Origin of the sequence: Sphingopyxis sp. OPL5 (assembly GCF_003797775.2) — a bacterium.
Classification (GTDB): domain Bacteria; phylum Pseudomonadota; class Alphaproteobacteria; order Sphingomonadales; family Sphingomonadaceae; genus Sphingopyxis.
The window spans coordinates 1414272-1436157 of sequence record NZ_CP060725.1 but is presented as its reverse complement, the minus strand read 5'-3'; the positions used below and the strand labels follow the sequence as shown (position 1 = coordinate 1436157).

Sequence of the window (21886 nt, the reverse complement as noted above, 5' to 3'; positions counted from 1 at the left end):
ATGGTTCCCATGCCCGTCATCCCGGCCTTCGCCGGAATGACGATATAAGTGAGGCGCCTAGTTTGCTTGCGCCACCGGATGCCGGGTCGGGACCTGTGCCGGGCGGGCGGTCAGCGGGCGCCAGCCGGCCTCGCGTTCGCGGCGGCGCACATAGGTCGACAGGCCCATCTGCAGCGCGAGCATCATGTAGATGAAGGGCTGGAAGGCGATGCCGACGAACAGCGACCCGATGAGATAGGTGATATGGCCGTGCTGGAGCGCGGTGGCGAGCGGCGCGATCCATTGCTCCTCGCCGCGGCGCGTCTTGAGATAGCGCCGCCGCAGCCGTTCCATCTGGATCAGGCCGGTAAGGTGGAGGAGGAGCCAGAGGGTCAAGCCCGGATAGCCCTGTTCGCCGAGCATTTCGAAGTAGCTCGAATGATAGGCGCGACCCTTTTCCTCATAGACCGTAGGTTCGGCCTCCTGCGGCTTGAGCGGATCATAGGCGCTCGCCGCCTTTTCGACCCGGACATGGTTCTGCATATAGGCCTCGAACCCGCCGCCGAAGGGATTGTCCTTGGCATATTCCCATGTCCACGCCCACACCGCGACGCGGGTCGAGGCCGACTGATCGGACTTGTGGTTCTGGATCGTTTCCATCCGCTCGGTGAAGCTTTGCGGCAGGAAGGGAATGGCGGCGAGCGCGAGCAGCCCGGCGCCCGCGACATAGAGGAAGCGGTGCTTGACCGCGCGCAGCGACAGGCCCGCGAGGATGACGAGGCAGACGAGTCCGGTGCGCGCCTGCGTCCCGATCGGCAGCAGCACGCACGCGAAGACGAGGGCGAAGCAGAAGAGATTGACGCGCCAGTCGGGCGGGAAAATCGTGCCGTGCCTGCGGTACCACAGGATCAGCGGGATGATCGAAATGCCGACCGCCGACATGATCGAGCCTTCGTAGAGGCCGTAATTTTCGTTGAGCAGCAGCTGGAGCGTGCCATAGCCGCCGCCGCCCGCCGCGGTCTTGATACCGCCGGCGATCGCGATCGCCGCCGCCGAGAGCAGCATGACGAGGGTCAGCGCTTCGATCCGCAGCTTGGTGCGCAGCGTGAGCGGCAGGAAGATCGCCCAGACGAGTGCCTTCCACACCCAGCTCCATTTTTCCTGCGCCTCGACCGGGAAATCGGCCTGGATCGTCGTCATCCAGCAATAGAGGAGCAGCGCTAGCAGCAGGAATTGTCGCCCCGACCACCTGGTATCGCGCTTGTCGTCGACCGCGAGCCAGCCGACGATTGCGAGCCCGAAGACGATCAGCGAGATCGGGATCGAGTTGATCAGGAAATAGCTGAGACGCTGCGGCGCGACGATGTCGATGTAGCAGAAGCACAGCACGAACAGGAACGGCTTGCGAAATCCGAGTCCGATGAAGGCGAACAGAAAGGCGACGAAAGCGATGTCACGCATCGCCGCGCTCTTCCGCGTCCTTGCGGCGCTGCCACAGCATGCGCGGGCTGACTTCGCGGTCGAGGTCGTCGCGGTACAGCAGGCGCCACAGCGCGATTCCCAGCAGGACGTGCGTCAGACCGATGGAGAAATTGTCGACCATGGGCGCACGCCTACGCGATCTGGGTTGACGGCGCGTTAAGGCTTGTATGCCATTGAACGCGGGTCATGACCCGTATCCTCCACGTCCTCGACCACAGCCTGCCCGCGCACAGCGGCTATACCTTCCGCACCCGCGCGCTGATGAAGGCGCAGGTGGCGAAGGGGTGGGAGGTCGCCGGTGTCACCGGGGTGCGCCATCCCGAACCCGGGCCGGACGGCGAGACCGTCGATGGCCTGACCTTCTATCGCACCGCCCCGATCGCGCCGGCGCGCTCGCCGATCCGCGAATGGCGCGAGATCGGGGCGCTCGCGGCGCGGATCGAGGCGCTGGTCGACGAATGGCGGCCCGATCTGCTGCACGCCCATTCGCCGGTGCTCGACGCGATGGCGGCGCTGCGTGTCGGCAAAAGGCGCAGCATTCCGGTGTTGTACGAGATCCGCGCCTTCTGGGAGGATGCGGCGGTCGGCAACGGCACCGGGCGCGAGGGCAGCGCCAAATATTTCCTGACCCGCCAGCTTGAGACGCATGCGGTGAAATCGGCCGATGCGGTCGCGGTGATCTGCGACGGGCTGCGCGGCGATTTGATCGCGCGCGGAGTCGATGCCGGCAAGATCGTCGTGTCGCCCAATGGCGTCGACCTCGAGCTGTTCGGCGACCCGCCGCCGCGCGATGCGGCGCTGGCCGCCACGCTGGGGCTGGGCGACGGCGATGCGGTGATCGGTTTCATCGGCAGTTTCTATGATTACGAAGGCATCGACGACCTGATCGCCGCGATGCCGGCGCTGATCGCGGCGCAGCCGGGCGCCCAATTGCTGCTCGTCGGCGGTGGTCCGATGGAGACGGCGCTGAAGGAACAGGCGGCGGCCTCGCCCGTCGCGAGCCGGATCCACTTCGTCGGCCGGGTGCCGCACGACCAGGTCGAACGTTATTATTCGCTGATCGATATCCTCGCCTATCCGCGCAAGAAGATGCGGCTGACCGACCTCGTCACCCCGCTGAAGCCGCTCGAGGCGATGGCGCAGGGCAAACTGGTCGCGGCGTCGGATGTCGGTGGGCACCGCGAGCTGATCGAGGATGGGGTAACCGGGACGCTGTTCGCGCCCGACGACCCGGCGGCGATCGCATCGGCGCTGGCCGGATTGCTCGCATCGCGGGAGAGCTGGGCCGAGCAGCGCCGCGTCGCGCGCGTCTTCGTCGAAAAGCATCGTAACTGGTCGTCAAACATTTTACGTTACGAACCCGTTTACCAGCGACTGCTGCGACGCGATTCCGCATCGCTTGCGGCCTGACGCGGACAGGTTGGGACGATATGGACGACGAACAGGAAAAGTCCGGACACGAAACGCTCGCGGCGCTGTGGCGCGGTGTGCGCCCGGCTGTGCCGGCGGTGATCGGCGCCGGGGCGCTGACCTTTTTGTTCGCGGCGGTCATGCCGCTCGCCTGGGTCGCCGGGATCAGCTGGAACCTTTATCTCGATCGCCTGTCGGATTTCTTCCTGCCGCCCGTCGGCAACGCCGGACGCCTTGCGCTGGCGGTCGGCATGGCGACGATCGCCGCGTTGTTCGCGGGACTGGTCGCGCTTCTGATCGCCAAGCCCTCGGTGCGCGGCAACGACCTGCTCAATCGCCGCGTCTCGGCGCGCGCGAAACGGCAGGCGAAGGTCGAGGCCGAAGCGGCGCTGCCGCGCCGCCGTGCCGACATGCACCCCGACGATGCGCCGCGCCCGCCGATCCGTGCCGGCCGCGACCTGCCCGTGGGTGGGCTGGGGCCGCTGGTCGCGCCCGCGGTCGATGATGGCGACGACGATTTCGACCTGATGCTGACCGATGTCGCGGAGGCCGAGGACGAACTGGTGCTCGCCGACCTCGCGCCGGTCGATTATGACGCCGACGACGCCGATGCGCCCTGGCTGCAACCCGCCGAAATGACGCGTCCGCCGATGCCCGAAACCAGCGACAACAGCCTCGGCGCGATGGTCGCACGGTTCGAGGCGGGGCTCGCGCAGCGTCGAAAAGCGGCCGCGGCGACGCCGGTAGCGCCAGCGTCCGCCGCCAACGAGGATGTCGAGCAACCCGACTTCGCGCTCGAAGCGGCGCTCAGCACGCTGCAGCGCATGACTCGCCGCGCGGTCGGCTAATCCTCCACCGTCAGCACTTCGATCCGCAGATCCGCTCCGTCGTCGGCCATCTCGACGACCAGATCGGCGACGATATGTCCCGGTAGGCGCCATTCGATCGTTTCGAGCCGGGCCTGCAGTAGCGGGCGCAGCACCGCCGCGTCCTCGTCGCCGACCAGGCAGGGAAACAGGTGCCGCGCGCCGACGAAATTGGCGCTCGCCCATGGCCGCAGCGTCGAGGCAGCGAGCGACAGCCCGTGCGGTAGTTCGCGCTCGAGCAGACGGCGAAGGCGGCGGTGCGGGCATCCAGGGCGCGGCGGCCGTGCGGGCGACCAGCGCATCATGGCTTTTCTCCCGGATGACGCACCGCGTAGAGGCGCAGGTCCCCGCACGGCGCGACGCGCCCGGCGCGATGGTCGGCCCGCCATTTGTTCATGAAATGTTCCACACGGCAGATGATGCGAAGTCCGGCGACGCGGCCTTCGCGCAGATCGGCGACGAGGCGCGGGTCGCGCACCGCCTCGCGGCCGAAGACGCTCGGCGGCATCGCCGATTCGGCTAGAAACGCCTCGATCCGCTGCAACAGGTTTCGCGCCATAAATCCTCCCTGATCGCTCCAACCGTCGGGCGACTCACCCGATAGGATAATTCCTATCTGATGGGTATTTTCCTACTTGTCTAGGATAAATCCTATTGATAGATACGAAATAGGAAGGAACCGCTCATGGCCAATTTCGGGGATGATCCGCGCGCCGCGCTCGACCGGCTGTTGCGGGAACGGGGCGTCGATTATGCGCGGCTGTCGGAAAAGATCGGACGCAATCCTGCCTATATCCAACAATATATCAAGCGCGGTTCACCGCGGCGGCTCGCCGAAGAGGACCGGGCGCGGATCGCCGCCTTTCTGGGGGTGCCCGAAGCGATGCTGGGTGGACCGGTGCATCGCGTCGCGGCGCCGGCACGGGCGCGCGGGGCCGATATGGTGCTGGTGCCCAAGCTGGCGATCGGCGCTTCGGCGGGGGCGGGGGCGAGCATCGACGGCGAGCCCGTCGAGGGCGAGGTCGCCTTCGATCCCAAATGGCTGCGCGACCTGGGGGCCGATCCGCGCGCGCTCAGCATCATCCGCGTGGAGGGCGATTCGATGGCGCCGACGCTGAACGACGGCGACGACATATTGGTCGACGGCGGCGACGCGGCTGCGCGGCTGCGCGACGGCATCTATGTGCTGCGCATGGACGATGTGCTGATGGTCAAGCGCATCTCACGCGCACCGGGGCCGGGGCGGATTTCGGTGATCAGCGACAATGTCCAGTATCGCAGCTGGGATGACCTGCCGATGGCGGCGGTGCAACTGGTCGGCCGGGTGGTGTGGACCGGGCGGCGGGTGCGTTAGGTCCCCCTCCTTTGCTGGGAGGAGAGTTTCAGTTCGGCGCCGCCATTTCGGCTTCGATCTCATGCTCGAGCACCTCGGCGCGCTGGCATTGCTCTTCCTTGCCGTCGCGGCATTTTTCGGCGGCCTTGTCGCGCTGGCGGGTCAGGCTGCCAAGCCGTTCCTCGCGTTTGCGCAGTTCGCGGCCGCGGTTGCGGTCGGCTTCGTCCTGGCTGGTGGTCGACCAGTCGGCGACCTGGCCGACCGCCTTGAACGGGGCGGTGACGATCGTTTTGGCCGTACTGACGCAGCCGCCGAGCAGCGGAGCGGCCAGCAGGAGGAGGAACATCGCACGCATATCGGCATCCTTTCGAACGAGCGGCAGCAATCGCATATCGCGCCGCGGCTGAACAGGGGATTGCGGCGGAAGGAGCACCCGCCAGGTGCTGCTGTCATATCATTGAAACAAATGGTTAAAACTGTCTTTACTATCGCGGGTTAGGTCTGCCGGGCCTCCTCCTCCAGCGTAAAGTCCATCCATGAACCCCGTCGATCTCGCGCTTGCCCCCACCCCCGGCCATTCGGCCGCGATCCGCACCGACGCCCATTTGTCCGAGGTGATCGACCTGTTCCGGCACGAGCCGCAACTGCGCGTCCTCGCGGTGCTCGATGCGCGCGGCCACCCGGTCGGGATCATCCGCGAGCAGCGGGTGCGCGAACTGCTGTTCTGTCCCTACTGGTTCTCGCTGATGCAGAATCCGACGATCGGCGGGTCGATCGCGACGATGACCGAACCCTGCCTGACCGCCGACGTCGCCGAATCGACCGCGACCCTGCTCGCCATCGTCTCGCGCGCGGCCGGCGCCGAGGGGCTGGTGCTGGTGCGCGACGGCCGTTTCGTCGAAACGCTCGACAGCGGCCAGCTTGCCAAACTGGCGATGTTGCGCGAGGTCGAACTGGCGCAGGAACGCAGCGCGCGCGCCGCGCGGGTCGATGCGGCGGGGGACCGGTTCCACGAAGATATCGCCGCGCTCACCGCCGCGCTGTCGCACACCGCACGCCAGGTCGAGGAGGTGGCACGCGACCTTGCCGAACGCGCGCAGCAGACCGGCCGCGATGCGGTGTCGGTCGCGGGGGCGACCGCGCAGACGCTGACCGGGCTCGGCGAACTCGGTGACCGCGGCCACGCGCTCGCCGCCTCGATGCGGCGGATCGTCGACGACGGCACCCACGCCCGCACCGTCCGCAGCGACGCGCACCGCAAGGTCAAGGCGGCGAGCGAGCGCGCCGCGGCGCTCAAGGCGGCGAGCCTGTCGATCGAACAGATGCTGGCGCTGATCATCGACATGGCGAGCCGTACCAACATGCTGGCGCTCAACGCAGGGATCGAGGCGGCGCACGCCGGCGATGCCGGGCGCGGCTTTGCCGTGGTCGCGTCGGAGGTCAAGACGCTGGCGAAGCAGACGCGCAGCGCGGCGGGCGACATCACCCACTATATCGACCGCATCCGCGACATCGTCGGCCAGGTCACCGAGGGGTTCGACGAGGTCGAAAAGGCGATCGTCGCAAACAACGGCTTTTCCGACGCGGTCGACAAGGCGGTCGACGGGCAGAGCGCGACGACGCTGATGATCGCGAGCTATGTCGAGCAGGCGGTCGCGGCGGGGCGCGAGATCGACACGCGCGTCCAGCACATCGGCCGCGGCGCGACCGCGGTCGGCGACGGTGCGCAGTCGCTCGGCAAATTGTCGGCGGGGCTGACGCAAGCAGCGCAATCGCTGCACCAGCGCGCACGGCACTTCGTCGAGGCGGTCGCCGCCGCCTGATCCGCGCCGGCTCAAGGGCTTGTCGTCGCCGATGGCGATGCTAGGCTGTTTTCTGCGCCAGCCGCGCTCATCGCCGTCGGCGCTGAGGGGAGGGTCATATGAGTAACATGCAAAAGGGCTTGGCCGAATTTATCGGCACCTTCTGGCTTGTATTCGGCGGGTGCGGGAGCGCCGTGCTCGCTGCCGCATTTCCCGACGTCGGCATCGGGCTGCTCGGCGTCTCGCTGGCATTCGGCCTGACCGTGGTCACCATGGCCTATGCGATCGGCCATATTTCGGGCTGCCATCTCAATCCCGCGGTGACCGTGGGCCTGTGGGCGGGCGGCCGGTTCGCGGCGCGCGACATTCCGCTCTATGTGGTGGCGCAGGTGCTCGGCGCGATCGTCGCGGCGTTTCTGCTCTGGCATGTCGCGGAGGGCAATCCGGCCTTCGACCTTGCGACTAAGGGGCTCGCGGCGAATGGCTATGACGCCGGATCGCCCGGTGGCTTTGATCGTACCTCGGCTTTGATCATCGAGATCCTGCTCACGGCCTTTTTCCTGTGGATCATCATGGGATCGACGGACGGGCGCGCGCCCGCGGGGTTCGCGCCGCTCGCGATCGGGCTGGGGCTGACGCTGATCCACCTGATTTCGATCCCGGTGACCAACACGTCGGTCAATCCGGCGCGGAGCACCGGGCCGGCGCTGGTCGTCGGCGGCCTCGCGCTGCAGCAACTGTGGCTGTTCTGGGTCGCGCCGCTGATCGGCGGCGCGCTCGGCGGATGGCTTTATCGCACCATCGGTGCCGACAGCTTCCCGAAGCCGAATATCGAAGGCAATTGAGGATCGGGCCGGCGGCGGCGTTTCGCTGCCGCCGGTTCTATTTCAAAAGGTCGATCGCAAAGGCGCGGACCTCGTCGGCGATGTCGGGGCGTTCGAGCGCGACCGCGAGATTGGCCTGGATGTAGCCGGCCTTCGACCCGCAGTCGTAGCGCGCACCGTCGAAGGTCACGGCGTGGAACGGCTGTTTGCCGATCATCGTCGCCATTGCATCGGTGAGCTGGATTTCGCCGCCCGCGCCCTTTTCCTGCGCCGCGAGGACTTTCATCACTTCGGGCTGGAGGATGTAGCGGCCCGAGATGATCAGGTTCGACGGCGCGTCGGCGATCGCGGGCTTTTCGACGAGACCCAGCACTTCGGTCATCGCGCCGTCCTGCGTCCCTGGCGCGATCACGCCATAGCTCGACACCTGTTCGTGCGGCACTTCGAGCACCGAGAGCAGGTTGCCGCCGACGCGGTGGTAGGCGTCGACCATCTGCTTCATGCAGCCCGGCGTGCCGTGCATGAATTCGTCGGGCAGGAAGATGGCGAAAGGTTCGTCGCCGACGATGTCGCGCGCGCACCAGATCGCATGGCCGAGGCCCAGCGGTTCCTGTTGGCGGACATAGGCGCAATTGCCGGGGCCTAGCCTCGTCGGTTCGAGCACCGACAGATCCTTGCCGCGTTCGGACATCGTCTTTTCGAGTTCGAAGGCGATGTCGAAATGATCTTCGATCGCGCTCTTGCCGCGCCCGGTGACGAAGATCATCTGCTCGATCCCCGCCTCGCGCGCTTCGTCGACCGCGTACTGGATCAGCGGTCGGTCGACGACGGGGAGCATTTCCTTGGGGATCGCCTTGGTCGCCGGCAGGAAGCGGGTGCCGAGGCCGGCGACGGGGAAGACGGCTTTGCGGATCGGTTTCATGGGCGCGGGCTTAGCGGCGAAGCTTGACCAAGGAAAGCGGGGCCTATTGCGGCCAGACGATCACGACGACGCGGCGGTTGTCCTGCCGGCCTTCGGCGGTGGCATTGCTCGACAGGGGCAGCGCCTCGCCGCGGCCGATGACCTGGTCGGGAGCCAGCGACATGCCATTCGCCTGCATCGGCGCGGCCACCGCCTGTGCGCGGGCCTGCGACAGCTTGAGATTATAAGCGCTGCTGCCGACCGAATCGGTGTGGCCCTCGACGCGTGCGGAGGTGATCCCCACTGCCGAGAGGCGTGCGGCGATCTTTGAAATGGTTTCGATCTGATCGGGCTTCAGATTGCTTTCGTCGGTCGCGAACAACAGCCGCTCGGGCAGGGTCAGCGTCCAGCCGGCATCGGTCTCGACGAAACCTTCGGCTTTGAGTGCGGCGACCTGCGCGGCGTTGAAGCCGGTCGGCGGCGGAACGCTCTGACAGGCGGCGAGTGCCGCGGCGATGAACAGGAATGACAGCGCGCGTAAGGGACGGCGAAGGGCATGGATCACGGCATCAACTCGCTTCATTGGGGGGTCAAGGGCGGGTTCGGTTGGATAGTTTGTCGGCGTACATGGCGGCGTCGGCAACGGTGAGGAGCGCGGCGGCATCGGTTGCTTCGTCGGGAAAGACCGCGACGCCGACACTCGCCGTCGGGCGATAAAGGGCGTTGCCCGGCAGCGTCACCGGCTGCGAGATACTGGTGCGAATCCGCTCGGCGAGCGCCGATGGCTCCATCGCGGCATCGAGCGGATCGACGAGGACAACAAATTCGTCGCCGCCGATCCGCGCCGCGAAGTCGCCGTCGCGCAACGTCGCGCCGATCCGGTTCGACAGCGCGACAAGTACGGCGTCGCCCGCCGCGTGGCCGAAGCGGTCGTTGGCGGCCTTGAAATTGTCGGCGTCGATGAAGAGCAGGGCAAGGCGGCTGCCTTGTTGCTGCGCCTTCCCGATGCGCTGCGCCAGTTGTTCGTCGAAGGCGGCGCGATTGGGCAGTTCGGTCAGCGCGTCGTGCGAGGCGCGGTGTGCAAGCATCGCGCGTTCGCTTTCCATGCTGCCCTGCCAGCCCTGCAGTTCGTCGAGCAGCGCGTTGATGTCGCCGCCCAGCCGGTCGAGTTCGGTGATGCCGAGTGACTGAACGCGTTTGTCGAACCGGCGATGGAGGCGCACGTCGTGGGCGACCGTGGCGATTTCGTTCAGCGGCTTGACCAGTTCATACTCGAAGCGCCGCGCCATGGCGATCGTGCCGAGCGCGGTGACGATCAGGCAGGCGAGCCCGGCGAGCAGCCCGATGCGGACATAGTCGATCAGCGTCGAGGAATCGCCCCACACCTGGATTGTGCCGATGGCCGAGCCGTTCCGGCGGATCGTCACGGCAAAGGGTTCGGGGAAGAAGACGCGGGTCAGCAGCGGCGCCGGGTCCTCCGACGGCGACACCCATTCGGTGAGTGGCCGACCGCGGTCGTCGAGCACCCGCAGCCTGGCGATGCCGGGAATTTGCATCAGGGGCGCGAGCCCTTCGCGCGCCGCCGCGGCGTCATTGAACACCAGCGCGGGTTCGACGCCATAGGCGCCGAGTTGCGCCGCGAGTTCGATATTGCGATCGGCATAGCCGCGCATCGCGGTGATGCCCGACAGCAGGATCGTCAGCCCCGACAGCGCGACCGCGAACAAGGTGACGCCGAAATGGAAGCGCGACAGCAGTTTTTGCAAGCCGGTACGAACGAGCGGGCGGCGCGTCATGGCGTGCCTCCGTCGGCGTGGCCGATCTTGAGCACGCGCGGATCGACGCGCAAGGGGCCGCGGCCGATCGAATCGAGATTGACCGAGAAGCTCAGTCCCGCCGGTTTTTCGGCGAGGCAGAACATCGCGCCATAGAGGCAGGCGGGGTCGTCGTCGCTGATCGTCAACACCGGGCGGCCTCGCACCCAGCCGATCAGGCGCTGGCGGTCGGCGATCGGCAATCGTCCGAGGAACAGGATGTCGCAATCGCCGTTGCTGATCACCGCGCCGGGGGTGGTGCGGCGGACCGTGATTCGCGGGCCGTTGCCGGGCAGGTCGGGGGCGACCCGGGCTGTCAGTTGCGGGGTGCCGACGAGGCAAAAGGTGCGGTGGCTCTCGGCCGGTCCCGGCCAGCGCGCATAGGTGATGATGCCGCCGGTCATCCGGTTGACCGCATTGGTCATTCCGTCGATGCCGTCTTCGACGATCGTCTGGCTGGCGGCCTGAACCGACATCTGCGGCGTCGACCAGATCGCGCCGATCAGGAACAATGATGCCAGCACGCTTTTTTGCGACCCCCAACGCGCACGAGCCAACCTGCCCGAATGTGGCCGCGTCCGCTAGCCGAAACGGCAGGCAAGTCAATGACAAGTCACGTCATGCGGCCATTATGCAACACCCGCAGCACCGGCTATTCTGCCTAGTCGGTGCGCAGCCGGTCGGCGAAGCCCTTGCGCAGCTTGGCGAGCTTGGGCGGGATCACCGCCATGCAATAGGGGTTGCGCTGGCCTTCGCTGTCCCAGTAATTCTGGTGATAGTCCTCGGCCGGGTACCAGGTCGCGGGCGGTTCGATCGTGGTCACGATCGGCGCCATCTGGTCGCTTTGGGCGCGGTCGATCGCAGCGCGCGCGGAATCGCCCTGCGCCGCGTCGAGCGGGAACAGCGCGCTGCGATATTGGGTGCCGATGTCGTTGCCCTGGCGGTTGAGCGTCGTCGGATCGTGCGTCGCAAAATGGACGTCGAGCAGGTCGCCATAGGAGATGACGGCGGGGTCGAAGGTGATGCGGATCGCTTCGGCATGGCCGGTGTCGCCGCCACACACCTGCTTGTAGGTGGGATCGACGACATGGCCGCCGATATAGCCGCTTTCGACCTTGTCGACGCCCGCAAGGCCCTGAAACACCGCTTCGGTGCACCAGAAGCAGCCTCCGGCAAAAATCGCGGTTTCGTGGGTCATGGCGGTAATCCTTGTCGGGAGCGGGGATGGCCTCAAAATAGGAATGCGCCGCGCAATTCCAAGGGCCGCGCAGCGGGGTCGGCGGCGCGCGCGGTTCGCATGGCCGCAATTTCCGCGTCGATCGCGGCGATCCGTTCCTTGCGCGGCGGGTGGCTGGCGGCGCGGACCAGCGGCTTTTTGTGCCGGTTCCAGAAACGGATCGCGGCGGCGGGATCATAGCCCGCATCGGCCATAAGCCACACCGACAGCCGGTCGGCTTCCAGTTCGGTCTGGCGTACGCGGTCGATCGACCGGTCGTCCGCCAGCCGTTCGCGATGGCGCAGGATATTATGCGCCAGTTCGTGCGCGACCACCGCCGCCATTTCCTGATCGTCGGCGATCGAGCGCGCGAGGCCGAGCGTCAGGCGGACGAGCTTGCCGTTCGCGGCAGCCTGCGGCCCGGACCGCTCGATCCGGAAACTGCTTGCGCAACCGGCGGTGGGGTCGATCGGATGCACGGCCCCGGCGCCATCGGTGACGGTCATCGCGGCGGTGGGTTCGAGCGCGTCGAGCATCACGACGATCGCATCGATCCGCATCGTCGGCCCGGTGCCGAGTGTCGGTACCGGCTGGCCGTTGATCGCGGCGATCGTCGCGCCGCGTACAAGTCCGGCGCGGGCGGCGGGCGTATCGGGGGCGAGCGCGGCGATGAACGGGCCGTCGCCGGTGGTGCCATAGGTGGCCGCGGCGGACGCCCGGTCGCGCTGGTCGAACCGCCGCGCGTCGCTGAGCAACCAGCCCGGCTGCGGCACGGTGTCGGGGCACCAGTGCGCGCTGCCCGTGGTCAGCCGATAGGCGATTGCCGCCAGTCGCGCTTCCTGCGCGGCGAGCGCGGCGGAATCCGTCGACGCGCCGCGCGCCGCGCCGGGCGCGAGCATCGCCGCGGCGGCGAGCAGGGACAGGGCGGGGGAGCGCATCGCCGTCTGATACCGACCGGTTGGCCCGCCGGCCATGATTTTCGTCGCCCCCTTGCCTAAGTCGGGGCGAGCGACGATAGGGCGGCGATGGCGAATAATCCTGTTTCGACCGCCGCCCCCGGCCCCCGGCCCGCCGCGCTCGCGCGTTGGCTCTGGGGCGTGGCACTGCTGGTCATCCTAGTCGTGGCCGTCGGCGGTATTACCCGCCTGACCGAATCGGGCCTGTCGATCACCGAATGGAAGCCGGTGTCGGGCGTGCTGCCGCCGCTGAACGAAGCGGGCTGGCAGGAAGAGTTCCACAAATATCAGCAGATCCCCGAATATAAGGAGATCAATGTCGGTATGTCGCTCGCGGCGTTCAAGGCGATCTTCTTCTGGGAATGGCTGCACCGCGTCCTCGGTCGGCTCGTTGGCGGCGCGATGCTCGTCCCGCTGATCTGGTTCGCGGCGCGGCGCGCGATCCCGGCCGGTTATGGCTGGCGCCTGTTCGCCTTGACCTCGCTGGTCGGGCTGCAGGGTGCGATCGGGTGGTGGATGGTTGCTTCGGGCCTCGAATATCGCACCGACGTCAGCCATTTCCGCCTCGCGACCCATTTGCTCACCGCGCTGTTCCTGCTGGCGGGTCTGGTATGGACTGCGCGCGATTTGACGGCACTGGCGCGTGATCCGGCCGCCCGGCCGGCGCGGTTGACCGGCGCGGCGATCGCGGTGATCGCGATCCTTTTCGTCCAGTTGCTGCTTGGCGCCTGGGTTGCCGGGCTCAACGCCGGGCAGGTGGCGAACACCTGGCCGGCGATGAACGATCATTTCGTCCCCGAGGGCATCGACTGGTCGGACGGCGCGTGGATGGCGCTGACCAACGATCCCTTCCTGCTCCATTTCCTCCACCGCTGGTGGTCGTGGGTCGCGGCGCTGGCGCTGCTCTGGCTTGCTCGCACGCTCGCGCGGCGTGGCGCGACGGGCGTGGCGACGATGCTGGTCGCGGTGGTCGCCGCGCAGATGATGCTCGGCATCCTGACCGTGCTGACCGGCGTGTCGCTGTGGATCGCGGTGCTGCACCAGGTGACCGGCGCGATCCTGGTCGCGACGGCGGCGGCCGGGCTTCACCGGCTGGGCCGCGCCGCCGCATGATCGGCGCGGGCGTCTGGGCGGGGGCGTTGCTGTTGCTCGCCGCGCCCGAGACCGCAACCGCAACCTTGGAGCAGCCCGCACCGATGGCGGTGCGCGAACAGCGCTTCGCGCCGCCAGTCGGACAGCCGATGGCGTATCGCGTCACGACGCGGCGGATCAGCCGCAACGGAACGCTGATCAGCTTTTCGCTCGTTTATGCGCTCGAATGGCAAAGCGCGGGGCGCGGCTACCGGCTCGACGCGGTGCTGCGGCGGATCGAATCCGACGCGCGGCCCGAACTCGTCCGGGCGCTGACCGGGCTGGTCGAGCCGCTGGTCGGCGAGACGCTGACCTATCTGGTCGATGCCGATGGGCGCAAGGTCGCGCTCGCCGATCCCGATAGTTTGTGGGCGCGCGTTGCCGGGCGGACGCAGGGACTGGCGGCGGGCGCCGAGGCACCCGAGGCGCAGCAGGTGGCGGCCCTGCTTGCCTCGCTGCCCGAAACCGAGCGTGAGAAGCTGGTCACCGCCGACGTCCGCGCGCTGATCGCACCCGCCAATGCAGCGATCCCGACCACCGATAATGGCGATGCGTCGGTATCGATCCAGCAAGACGACGCGCGGCTTATTGTCGCCAAGGTCGAAAAGGGCGAGGTGACGGCTGGCGCCGCGCCGCTCGACATCGGCACATTATGGACGGTCGATACGGACACCGGGCTCATCCTGCGCGAACAGCGGCAGAGCTGGGTCGGCGAGCCTGGAAGCGCCGCGCGGACTCTCGTCGAAGAGCGGATTCGCGCGCTGACACCGGGCGATCCGGGGTAGCGCTGACTAGAAGGGTATTATTTTACCCGTCAGCAAAGCCGCTCCTTGCTTGACTTTCGGCGCCGTTATCGCCATTGGCCCGCTCCGAAGCGCCGCGATGTCCCGCTCGGGACGTGCGGCGCGGTTTGTTTCGGGCGGGTCCTCTCGCCCTCGTCCATGTCTTAAGGAGGTCGCCATGATGAAGGCGCTGACCAAGACGACCGTATCGGCGAACGCCGCAACGGTCGAAAAGAAATGGGTGCTGATCGACGCCGACGGCCTGGTTGTGGGCCGCGTCGCATCGATCATCGCCAATATCCTGCGCGGCAAGCACAAGCCGAGCTTTACCCCGCACGTCGATTGCGGTGACAATGTCATCGTCATCAACGCCGAGAAGGTGAAGTTCACCGGCAAGAAGTTGCAAGACAAGCGCTATTACAAGCACACCGGCTATGCCGGCGGCATCAAGGAAACCAGCCCCGCCAAGATCCTGGAAGGCCGTTTTCCCGAGCGCGTGCTCGAAAAGGCGATCGAACGCATGATCCCGCGCGGCCCGCTCGGCCGCCAGCAGATGCGCAACCTGCGCGTCTTCGCCGGCACCGACCATCCGCATGCCGGGCAGAACCCCGAAGTGATCGACGTCGCTTCGATGAACCGCAAGAACAAGGTGGGTGCATAATGGCCGACGAACAGACCATGACCGATCTCAAGGATCTCGGCGGCGCCGTTGAAGGCACCGTTGCCGCCCCGACCAGCAATGCGCCGCTGCGCGAAAAGCAGGTCGACAAGCAAGGCCGTTCCTACGCGACCGGCCGCCGCAAGGACGCCGTCGCCCGCGTGTGGCTGAAGCCCGGCACTGGCAAGATCACGATCAACGGCCGCGACCAGGAAGTGTATTTCGCACGTCCGACGCTGCGCCTCGTCATCAACCAGCCGTTCGGCCTCGCCGATCGCATCGGCAGCTATGACATCGTCGCTACCGTCAAGGGTGGCGGTCTGTCGGGCCAGGCGGGCGCTGTGTTGCACGGCATCTCGCAGGCGCTGACCCGTTTCGAACCCGCGCTGCGCGGCATCGTGAAGTCCGCTGGCTTCCTGACCCGCGACAGCCGCACGGTCGAGCGCAAGAAGTACGGCAAGGCCAAGGCCCGCCGCAGCTTCCAGTTCTCGAAGCGCTAACGAATTTTCCGTCGACGGACGGAGAAGGGAAGGGCGGTCCGGCAACGGGCCGCCCTTTTTCTTTGGACGCGGGCACCGGGCGATCCAACAACGCATCGGTTGAGATAGGCGCACCGCCCGCGCACGCGGTTGTAAAATATTGTTGCATGCGCCGGCACCAGCTTGACTATGCGATATAATCCTGTCCGACCGGGCGCTTCCATCGGGAGAATTTTCATGCACCGTCTTTTGGTCCGCTGGCACATGCTGGTCGCCGCTTTCCTCTTTCCCGCCATTCTCCTCTACCTGCTGACGGGAGCGCTCTACACCTGGGGCGCAAAGGGCGATTATGTGACGAGCGAGCATGTGGTGGCACTGTCGGCACCGCTGATCGACGACAAGGCGGCGCTGCAGGCGATCGTCGTGAGGGAACTCGCCAAGCAGGACGTTGCGCCCCCGACCGGCGGGGCGACGGTCAAGCCGGTCGGCGACAGTTTCCAGCTCGACTGGACCGGCTCGCGGCGCGACGTGACGCTCGAGCCCGGCGAAACCGCGGCCACGGCCAAGCTGATCGTCAAGGAAACAAGCTGGCACCGCTTCTTCGTTCAGTTGCACAAGGCGAAGGGCGGGACGCCGTTCAAGATTTATGCCGCGATCCTGGCGCTCGGGCTGTTCTTTCTCGTGACCTCCGGGCTGATCGTGGCGCTCAAGGTGCCGAACATGCGGCGCGGCGCGGTGGTCGCTTCGGCAGTCGGATTGGCGGCATTCGCCGGGATCGCGGCGGTCAGTTAGCGTTCTCGCGCAGCGACTGAAGCGGGTGGTCTGGCGACGGGCCGCCCTCTTTCTTGGTCTCGATGCTCGTGGCGATCCGTCGCGCGGCATCGGCGAAAGGCATTAGTACCGCGCCGGTGGGGCCGTGCGGATCATAGGCGATGCCATCGACGCCGAAGCGCAGCCTTTCGCGCTTCGCGGCGGGCAGGTGGAGCGTCCCGAAGATCCGGTCGAAGATCGCAAGCGTCGATCCGAAATTGCGGTCGTGATGCCGTTCCTCGACCGAATGGTGGATCTGGTGGTGCGCCGGGCTGAGCAGCCAGCGGCCCGCGCCACCGGGCAGGCTGATCCACAGGTGTGAATGCTGAAGATAGGTGAAGATTATGGTGGCGAGGAAGGTGAGGGCATTGGCGCCGTGGATGAGGAATCCGCCGCCGACGCGCCCGAAGGCGAAATGAACGAGTGCCATGGCGATGCCCGCGGATGCGGCGGCCATGTTGAAGAAGAGGATCGTGTCGACCGGATGGACCCGGAAATTGGTAAGCGGGGTCAGCGATTCGGCGGTGTGATGCACCTTGTGGAATTCCCACATCCAGCCAACGCGGTGGCTGAGGCTGTGGTTGAGCCAATATGCGAATTCATAGGCCGTGAAGAGCATCAGGGTCATGACGGTGCCGGCGACCCACGCCGGCGCGGCGATCGGCGCGGGCGATCCGAACAGCATATGGAGGCCACGCAGCATATGGCCCGCGAACCATTCGCCGGACCAGAGCGCCCAACCCAGAGCACTTGCCGAGAACAGCACGCCGAAGAGGAACCAGGCAATATCGGCGCGGCCCGATGGACTGCGCACGATCCGCGCGGGCAGGAGGGCGCGCAACAGGACCTTGGTGCGTACCGGGCGCGACCGGCCGCGCGGGATCGCGAAACGGAGCATCAGCGCGAGCGCGAGCAGGGCAGCCGCAAGCGTCAGTGCGTGGGGCGCCCATGACGACAGGGTCGCTGCGATGTCCGGTTGTTCGCCCATTGCCCCCGTCTTAGGGGGGGATGGTAAATGGCGACCTAACGGGGACTTTTCGCGTCAAAGCAGATCGAGACTGCCGAGCGCCAGCGCCTGCCGCGCCGGGCGTTCGGCCATCACCGCGAACATTTCGTCGCCGCGCGTCGTGCGCTCGACGCTCATCGACGCGAAGACTGCCATGAAATAACCGCTGAGCGCGCCGAGACGATAGTCGATCCATAGCGCACCCGCGTCGGGATCGACGCCTTCGGCTTTCAACGCCGCGATCCAATGGTCGAACGCCGGGCGGTCGGCGGCGGCACGCTCGAACGGGTCGGCGATGCTGGTGCCGACGAGGTAGGCGAGGTCGGTGGCGCCGCTGCCGCGGCCGAGCGTCTGCCAGTCGACGAGCCAGCAGGCGTCGCCGTCCGGACTGAAAAGGATGTTGTCGATCCGGAGGTCGCCATGGGCGAGGCTGCGCGCCGCGGGTTCGCGGGACAAATAGGCGTCGAGCCGGTCGACGATCCCCGCACCGAGATCGAGCACCTCGGGCGCCAGGCGTTCGGCATAACGCTCGCGAAAGCCGAGATAGAGCTGCGGGAACATCGCGCGAATCAGGCCGCTATTGTCGCGCGCGAGCCAGGACATGTCGGCGAGGCCAGGAGCGTTCCACAGATGGGCATGGAGCTTTGCCACCGCGTCGATGCAGGGCACCAGTCCCGCGAGGTCGCGGCCGGCGAGCTGGTCGCCCTGCGCCGCGGGGGCGAGGTCGGAGAGGAGCAGGACGAATTCGACCTCGTCATCCTCGATCGCGTGGAAATAGCAGGCCGGCGCTGGCACGCCGCTGGTCGCGGCGAGGTCGCGGTACCAGCTGACCTCCTTGATATAGGTGCCGGTCAGCTTGGCGATGTTGCGGCTCGCCTCGTCACGGCTCGGGCATTTGGCGATGATCGTTGCCGGCGCGTCGACGCCGTCGGCCCAGTCGAGCGTCAGGCGAAAGCTATCGCACATCTGCCCGGTGCCGACCTTGCTCGCGGTAAAGCCGCGCAGCGCGCCCGGGGCCTGCCCCAATTTCTCCGCGATCCATGCGGGCGACATCGCCTCCGGCGAAGTCGGGAAGCTCATGCGGCGGGATCCATCAGCCCGGCGAGGCCGGTCGGGGCGTGCGGGCCGACAAAGAGCTGTTCGAGGACACCGACCCCGCGATGCGCGGTGCTGCCGTCGACGAGTTCGGCGGTGACGAGCGCCTGGATATGCATCGCGAGCGGATTGCCCCAGCCGCGCTCGCCCTCCGCCATGCTGTCGTGCGCGACGGCAAGATCAGGGCCGTGGTCGAAGCCGTGACCCCAGACGGGATGGGTGTAGCCGAGGCCGCTCATCGCGAAGACCGGGCCGGTCGGGGCGAGGGTCAGTGAGCGACCGCCGCCGAGTTCGGTGCGCTGCGCGGCGACCCGGCGGCTGCCCGCCTGCCAGTCGAGCGCGAAGGCGGCGGCGTCGAAATGGGTCTCGCCGCCATTGTCGCCGACGATCACCGCGCGGCGGTTCCATGGGTTGCCTTCACCATCGTCATTGCTGTGGAAGAAGAGCGAGGCATGGTCGAAATTGCACGGCGTCCACAGCCAGAAGAACTGGTTGAAGTTGCCCTGCGGCGGCGGTTGCGGTTCGGACGCGCCGACCGGGCGGATACCCCAGCTGCGGTCGCGGGTGCCGGTCCAGCCGTCGTCGACGGAGACGCGCAGGCCATCGACCGACAGCCAGCCGGCCCAGCGGCCGTTCTGCGTCATGCGCGTATAGTCCATGAACAGGCGGGTGCCGTTGCGGCGGATGAAGCGCGGCTCCTCGATCGGGAAATGGCGGCCGGTAAAGGTCAGCTCGGCGGCGAGCGGGCCGTCATTGGGTGCGATGCTCAGCGTGACACGTTCGAGCGGGGCGTCGATCGAAATCGCGACCGGTCCGACCGAAAGATCGAGCCTTTCGCCCGACGACCGCCGGCTAGCACGGAGGTTGTGCTGGACGCCGTCGACGACGACGCAAAAGGCCGCATCGACGATGCCGAGCTGCGGATAGAAGCCCATGGCGGCGGCGAAAAAGACCGATCCGTCGGGGCTGTAGCCGTTGAAGAAATAGCGGTCGTAGAAATTGCGATCGGTGCCCGCGAAGGCCACCGGCTCGCATGTCTGGTGCAGCGGAAAATCATCGCCTTTGGTCAGCATGGTTCATCCTCATCCCGTTTTTTGTTGCAACCTATCGCGGCGCCTGCGGGATGGGAAGGGGCTGGTTTGGGTCTTAAGGACACAAAGGACACGGACGGACGCGTCCGAACTTTCTCCTTTGTCGCTTTAAGCCGGTAATATGGGCCGGGCTTGAAACCTGCATTCGACGAGGCAAGCGACATGGCCATCCCGAAGAATAGATCATGGCGATGTTTTTTAGGAAAGCGGTTTTTGCGGCATCGGGCGATGGCGGGTTTCGGGCGGGAAGCGGACATGAAATCCTCCCTGTGGCGAAGCCATGGGGAGGGGGACCGCGCCCGAAGGGCGTGGTGGAGGGACCGAAAGCTTGCGCGACGCCTGACGGCGTCGGCCCCTCCGTCAGCGGCTTCGCCGCTGCCACCTCCCCATCGCTGCGCGACAGGGAGGATTTAAGCAACGTCCGCTTCCCACCCAAAATCGACAGTCGGGGTCGCTCTTCAATGCACCGGGGGATCGACCGGCGGCACAGCGCCGACGGGGGCGACCGGTTCGGCCGGGTCGCGCGGTGGCAGGGCGTCGGGCGGGACGTCGTCGATCTGCATGTCGGGGGTGGGTATTTTTTCGAGGTTGCGCACGCGCACGCCGATGGTCCCGTCCGCGATGGTCAGCTCGTTGAAGCTCGGCGGGGTCGAACGGATGCGCTGCGACAGCGTTCCGGCGCCGATCATGCGGATCGGGCCGTCGGGGGTCTCGCGCACCAGGTCGAAGGCGTCGTGGACATGGCCGGTCAGCACCGCCGCGACGCCGCGCGAGGCGAGCGCACGGAGCGCGGTCTCGCCGCCGCGGGTCAGCGCGCGGCCGCGCGTCCCGGCCTCGACCAGCGGGTGATGCGCGGTGATGAAGACCGTCGTGCCGCGCGGCAGCGCGTCGATCGCCGCCATCGTCTTGTCGAGCGCGGCGCGCGTCACCCAGCCCTTCGACCAGTCGAGCCGCCATTGCGCGCGCGCGGTGGTCTTGAGCGGCACGACCGCGACGCCTTCAAGTTCGAGCTCGCGTTCGACAAGCCGTTCGATGCGCCGGATGCGGGCGTAGGGCCAGAAAAAGCGCGCGAAGGGATTGAAATAGGGCAGGTCGTGATTGCCGACTTCGACGGTCACCGGCACGTCGAGCCGTTCGATCCAGTCGCAGGCGGCGGCGAATTCGCGGGACCGTGCGCGCATCGTCAGATCGCCGGTGACCAGCACCGCATCGGGCCGTTCCGATTTCACGCAATCCGCGAACCAGGCGAGCGCGGCGCGATCCTCCAGTCCGAAATGCAGGTCGCTGATGTGAAACAAGCGGGTCATGCTGTGGTGAGGAAGTCGACCGCGCTCATCCCGAGCGCGAAGCGCGCGGGGGAGGGTATTTCGCTGAGCTCACCGTCATATTCGAGGCTGATCGGAGCTGCGCTTTCGAGCAGGATCGTCTCGGCGGTCGCGATCGGCTCGCTAGGGCCGTCGCGGAAATCGCCGCCGAGCCAGGCGAGTCCGTGACGCAGCACGTCTCCGGTGCCCTCGGTTAAGATGCCGTCGGCGGCGATGCCCTTTTCGGTCGGGGTCAGAATGACGGCCGGATAGGTCTTGGTGTGCCCCACGACGCCGACCCCGGGGGCGTTAAGCATCGTGTCGAGCGCGTCGGGCGCGGCGCGGCTGGCCTCGATCACGCCGTCCTGCCGCATCGTTTCGCGCACCGTGGCCCAGCGCGTCGCGGGTCCCGCGACGACGGTAATGAAAGCTTGCTTGGTCGCCGAGCGGATGATCGGGATCGGTCGCCGGCGCCCTTTCCCGCCGAGCGCGTCGATCAGGATGTCGGGTGCGGGGCGGTCGCCGTGCAATTGCTTCGAAAGCAGGTTCAGCGTGCCGCCGGGTAGCGGCAGGATCGCGCCGCGCCATCCCTCGACCTGCGCCGCGGCGGCGTTGATCGTGCCGTCGCCGGTCCACACGAGCAGCAGGTCGATATCTTGCGCGCGCAGCATCTGCGCATCGGGCAGCGAGGCATCGGGCAGCGCGAAGGTCGCGGCGAGCGGCGCGCCGGCGGCGCGGCAGGCCTCTTCGATCGCGACGCGCATTGTTTCGTCGTGGCTGCCGCTCCGGGTGTTGCAGACGAGGGCGGGGCGGGAGAAGGCTGTGGTCATCGGCCATCCTACGCACGAACGCGCAAAAGGTCGCGGCGGTGTTGGGCGCTTGTTCGGCGACGCCCGCCCTTGTAGGGCGCGGGACGGCCCGACGTGCGGCTTGGTGGAGAGCGGGCC

The 21886-nt window shown here is 67.1% G+C and carries 26 protein-coding genes; 10 read left to right on the top strand and 16 right to left on the bottom strand.

The window, feature by feature from the left end:
* Window positions 1-57: 57 nt before the first annotated feature.
* Together EEB18_RS06920 and EEB18_RS06915 are read right to left on the bottom strand one after the other, a co-directional pair.
* A complete protein-coding gene (locus EEB18_RS06920; protein ID WP_187141116.1) occupies window positions 58-1440 on the bottom strand; it encodes a putative O-glycosylation ligase, exosortase A system-associated in 1383 nt (460 codons plus the stop codon).
* The gene (locus tag EEB18_RS06915) at window positions 1433-1582 is read right to left on the bottom strand and encodes a hypothetical protein (protein WP_187141115.1); all 150 of its coding nucleotides are present in this window, start codon (window positions 1580-1582) and stop codon (window positions 1433-1435) included. The genes EEB18_RS06920 and EEB18_RS06915 overlap by 8 nt, the downstream gene beginning before the upstream one ends.
* 65 nt (window positions 1583-1647) lie before the next feature.
* On the opposite strand from EEB18_RS06915, the gene EEB18_RS06910 reads away from it, so the two are divergent.
* The gene (locus tag EEB18_RS06910) at window positions 1648-2871 is read left to right on the top strand and encodes a TIGR04063 family PEP-CTERM/XrtA system glycosyltransferase (RefSeq protein ID WP_187141114.1); all 1224 of its coding nucleotides are present in this window, start codon (window positions 1648-1650) and stop codon (window positions 2869-2871) included.
* 20 nt (window positions 2872-2891) lie between these two features.
* Window positions 2892-3719, top strand: coding sequence for a hypothetical protein (locus EEB18_RS06905; RefSeq protein WP_187141113.1), 828 nt, complete (start codon window positions 2892-2894; stop codon window positions 3717-3719).
* On the opposite strand, the gene EEB18_RS06900 is transcribed toward EEB18_RS06905, so the two are convergent.
* Both EEB18_RS06900 and EEB18_RS06895 read right to left on the bottom strand, forming a co-directional pair.
* The gene (locus tag EEB18_RS06900; RefSeq protein WP_187141112.1) at window positions 3716-4042 is read right to left on the bottom strand and encodes a hypothetical protein; all 327 of its coding nucleotides are present in this window, start codon (window positions 4040-4042) and stop codon (window positions 3716-3718) included. The two genes, EEB18_RS06905 and EEB18_RS06900, sit on opposite strands and share 4 nt — an antisense overlap.
* Window positions 4039-4296, bottom strand: coding sequence for a hypothetical protein (locus EEB18_RS06895; protein WP_187141132.1), 258 nt, complete (start codon window positions 4294-4296; stop codon window positions 4039-4041). The genes EEB18_RS06900 and EEB18_RS06895 overlap by 4 nt, the downstream gene beginning before the upstream one ends.
* Window positions 4297-4422: 126 nt before the next feature.
* Between EEB18_RS06895 and EEB18_RS06890 the strand changes: the two genes are divergently transcribed.
* Window positions 4423-5091 carry a helix-turn-helix transcriptional regulator gene (locus EEB18_RS06890; RefSeq protein ID WP_187141111.1) on the top strand — a complete coding sequence of 223 codons (669 nt, stop codon included), beginning with the start codon at window positions 4423-4425 and terminating at the stop codon, window positions 5089-5091.
* A 28-nt stretch (window positions 5092-5119) separates the two neighbouring features.
* Here EEB18_RS06890 and EEB18_RS06885 read toward each other — a convergent pair whose 3' ends face one another.
* The gene (locus tag EEB18_RS06885; protein WP_156377561.1) at window positions 5120-5425 is read right to left on the bottom strand and encodes a hypothetical protein; all 306 of its coding nucleotides are present in this window, start codon (window positions 5423-5425) and stop codon (window positions 5120-5122) included.
* 181 nt (window positions 5426-5606) lie between these two features.
* Between EEB18_RS06885 and EEB18_RS06880 the strand changes: the two genes are divergently transcribed.
* Window positions 5607-6893 carry a methyl-accepting chemotaxis protein gene (locus tag EEB18_RS06880; protein ID WP_187141110.1) on the top strand — a complete coding sequence of 429 codons (1287 nt, stop codon included), beginning with the start codon at window positions 5607-5609 and terminating at the stop codon, window positions 6891-6893.
* Between the two features lie 98 nt (window positions 6894-6991).
* Complete coding sequence (aqpZ, locus tag EEB18_RS06875) at window positions 6992-7717, top strand: aquaporin Z (protein ID WP_187141109.1); 726 nt, start codon at window positions 6992-6994, stop codon at window positions 7715-7717.
* 37 nt (window positions 7718-7754) lie between these two features.
* On the opposite strand, the gene galU is transcribed toward aqpZ, so the two are convergent.
* From galU to EEB18_RS06845, 6 genes are all read right to left on the bottom strand, one after another.
* Window positions 7755-8618, bottom strand: a complete 864-nt coding sequence (gene galU, locus EEB18_RS06870) for a UTP--glucose-1-phosphate uridylyltransferase GalU (RefSeq protein ID WP_056343707.1) — start codon at window positions 8616-8618, stop codon at window positions 7755-7757.
* A gap of 43 nt (window positions 8619-8661) precedes the next feature.
* A complete protein-coding gene (locus EEB18_RS06865) occupies window positions 8662-9180 on the bottom strand; it encodes an OmpA family protein (protein ID WP_187141108.1) in 519 nt (172 codons plus the stop codon).
* Between the two features lie 7 nt (window positions 9181-9187).
* Window positions 9188-10393, bottom strand: a complete 1206-nt coding sequence (locus tag EEB18_RS06860; RefSeq protein ID WP_187141107.1) for a diguanylate cyclase domain-containing protein — start codon at window positions 10391-10393, stop codon at window positions 9188-9190.
* Window positions 10390-10935, bottom strand: a complete 546-nt coding sequence (locus EEB18_RS06855; RefSeq protein WP_187141106.1) for a YfiR family protein — start codon at window positions 10933-10935, stop codon at window positions 10390-10392. The genes EEB18_RS06860 and EEB18_RS06855 overlap by 4 nt, the downstream gene beginning before the upstream one ends.
* Window positions 10936-11072: 137 nt before the next feature.
* Window positions 11073-11609, bottom strand: a complete 537-nt coding sequence (msrA, locus tag EEB18_RS06850) for a peptide-methionine (S)-S-oxide reductase MsrA (RefSeq protein ID WP_187141105.1) — start codon at window positions 11607-11609, stop codon at window positions 11073-11075.
* Between the two features lie 32 nt (window positions 11610-11641).
* Window positions 11642-12565 carry a M48 family metalloprotease gene (locus EEB18_RS06845; protein ID WP_187141104.1) on the bottom strand — a complete coding sequence of 308 codons (924 nt, stop codon included), beginning with the start codon at window positions 12563-12565 and terminating at the stop codon, window positions 11642-11644.
* A gap of 87 nt (window positions 12566-12652) precedes the next feature.
* On the opposite strand from EEB18_RS06845, the gene EEB18_RS06840 reads away from it, so the two are divergent.
* The 5 genes from EEB18_RS06840 (at window position 12653) to EEB18_RS06820 (ending at window position 16425) form a co-directional block, all read left to right on the top strand.
* Complete coding sequence (locus tag EEB18_RS06840; RefSeq protein ID WP_187141103.1) at window positions 12653-13696, top strand: COX15/CtaA family protein; 1044 nt, start codon at window positions 12653-12655, stop codon at window positions 13694-13696.
* Window positions 13693-14499, top strand: coding sequence for a hypothetical protein (locus EEB18_RS06835; RefSeq protein ID WP_187141102.1), 807 nt, complete (start codon window positions 13693-13695; stop codon window positions 14497-14499). Before EEB18_RS06840 ends, EEB18_RS06835 begins: the two co-directional genes overlap by 4 nt.
* Window positions 14500-14677: 178 nt before the next feature.
* Window positions 14678-15157, top strand: coding sequence for a 50S ribosomal protein L13 (gene rplM, locus EEB18_RS06830; protein WP_056346996.1), 480 nt, complete (start codon window positions 14678-14680; stop codon window positions 15155-15157).
* Complete coding sequence (gene rpsI / locus EEB18_RS06825; RefSeq protein ID WP_056343681.1) at window positions 15157-15654, top strand: 30S ribosomal protein S9; 498 nt, start codon at window positions 15157-15159, stop codon at window positions 15652-15654. Before rplM ends, rpsI begins: the two co-directional genes overlap by 1 nt.
* 216 nt (window positions 15655-15870) lie before the next feature.
* A complete protein-coding gene (locus EEB18_RS06820; RefSeq protein WP_187141101.1) occupies window positions 15871-16425 on the top strand; it encodes a PepSY domain-containing protein in 555 nt (184 codons plus the stop codon).
* Here the strand turns inward: EEB18_RS06820 and EEB18_RS06815 are convergent.
* The 5 genes from EEB18_RS06815 to EEB18_RS06795 all read right to left on the bottom strand — a co-directional run bounded on the left by EEB18_RS06815 (window position 16418) and on the right by EEB18_RS06795 (window position 21769).
* Window positions 16418-17431 carry a sterol desaturase family protein gene (locus tag EEB18_RS06815; RefSeq protein ID WP_187141100.1) on the bottom strand — a complete coding sequence of 338 codons (1014 nt, stop codon included), beginning with the start codon at window positions 17429-17431 and terminating at the stop codon, window positions 16418-16420. The genes EEB18_RS06820 and EEB18_RS06815 overlap by 8 nt on opposite strands.
* A 54-nt stretch (window positions 17432-17485) precedes the next feature.
* Window positions 17486-18529 (bottom strand): phosphotransferase family protein, encoded by a 1044-nt coding sequence (locus tag EEB18_RS06810; protein ID WP_187141099.1) that lies wholly within the window; start codon window positions 18527-18529, stop codon window positions 17486-17488.
* Complete coding sequence (locus EEB18_RS06805) at window positions 18526-19617, bottom strand: hypothetical protein (RefSeq protein ID WP_187141098.1); 1092 nt, start codon at window positions 19615-19617, stop codon at window positions 18526-18528. The genes EEB18_RS06810 and EEB18_RS06805 overlap by 4 nt, the downstream gene beginning before the upstream one ends.
* A 476-nt stretch (window positions 19618-20093) precedes the next feature.
* Window positions 20094-20942, bottom strand: coding sequence for a metallophosphoesterase family protein (locus tag EEB18_RS06800; protein WP_187141097.1), 849 nt, complete (start codon window positions 20940-20942; stop codon window positions 20094-20096).
* On the bottom strand, window positions 20939-21769 hold the full coding sequence (locus EEB18_RS06795) for a diacylglycerol/lipid kinase family protein (RefSeq protein WP_187141096.1): 831 nt from the start codon (window positions 21767-21769) through the stop codon (window positions 20939-20941). The genes EEB18_RS06800 and EEB18_RS06795 overlap by 4 nt, the downstream gene beginning before the upstream one ends.
* Between the last annotated feature and the right edge of the window lie 117 nt (window positions 21770-21886).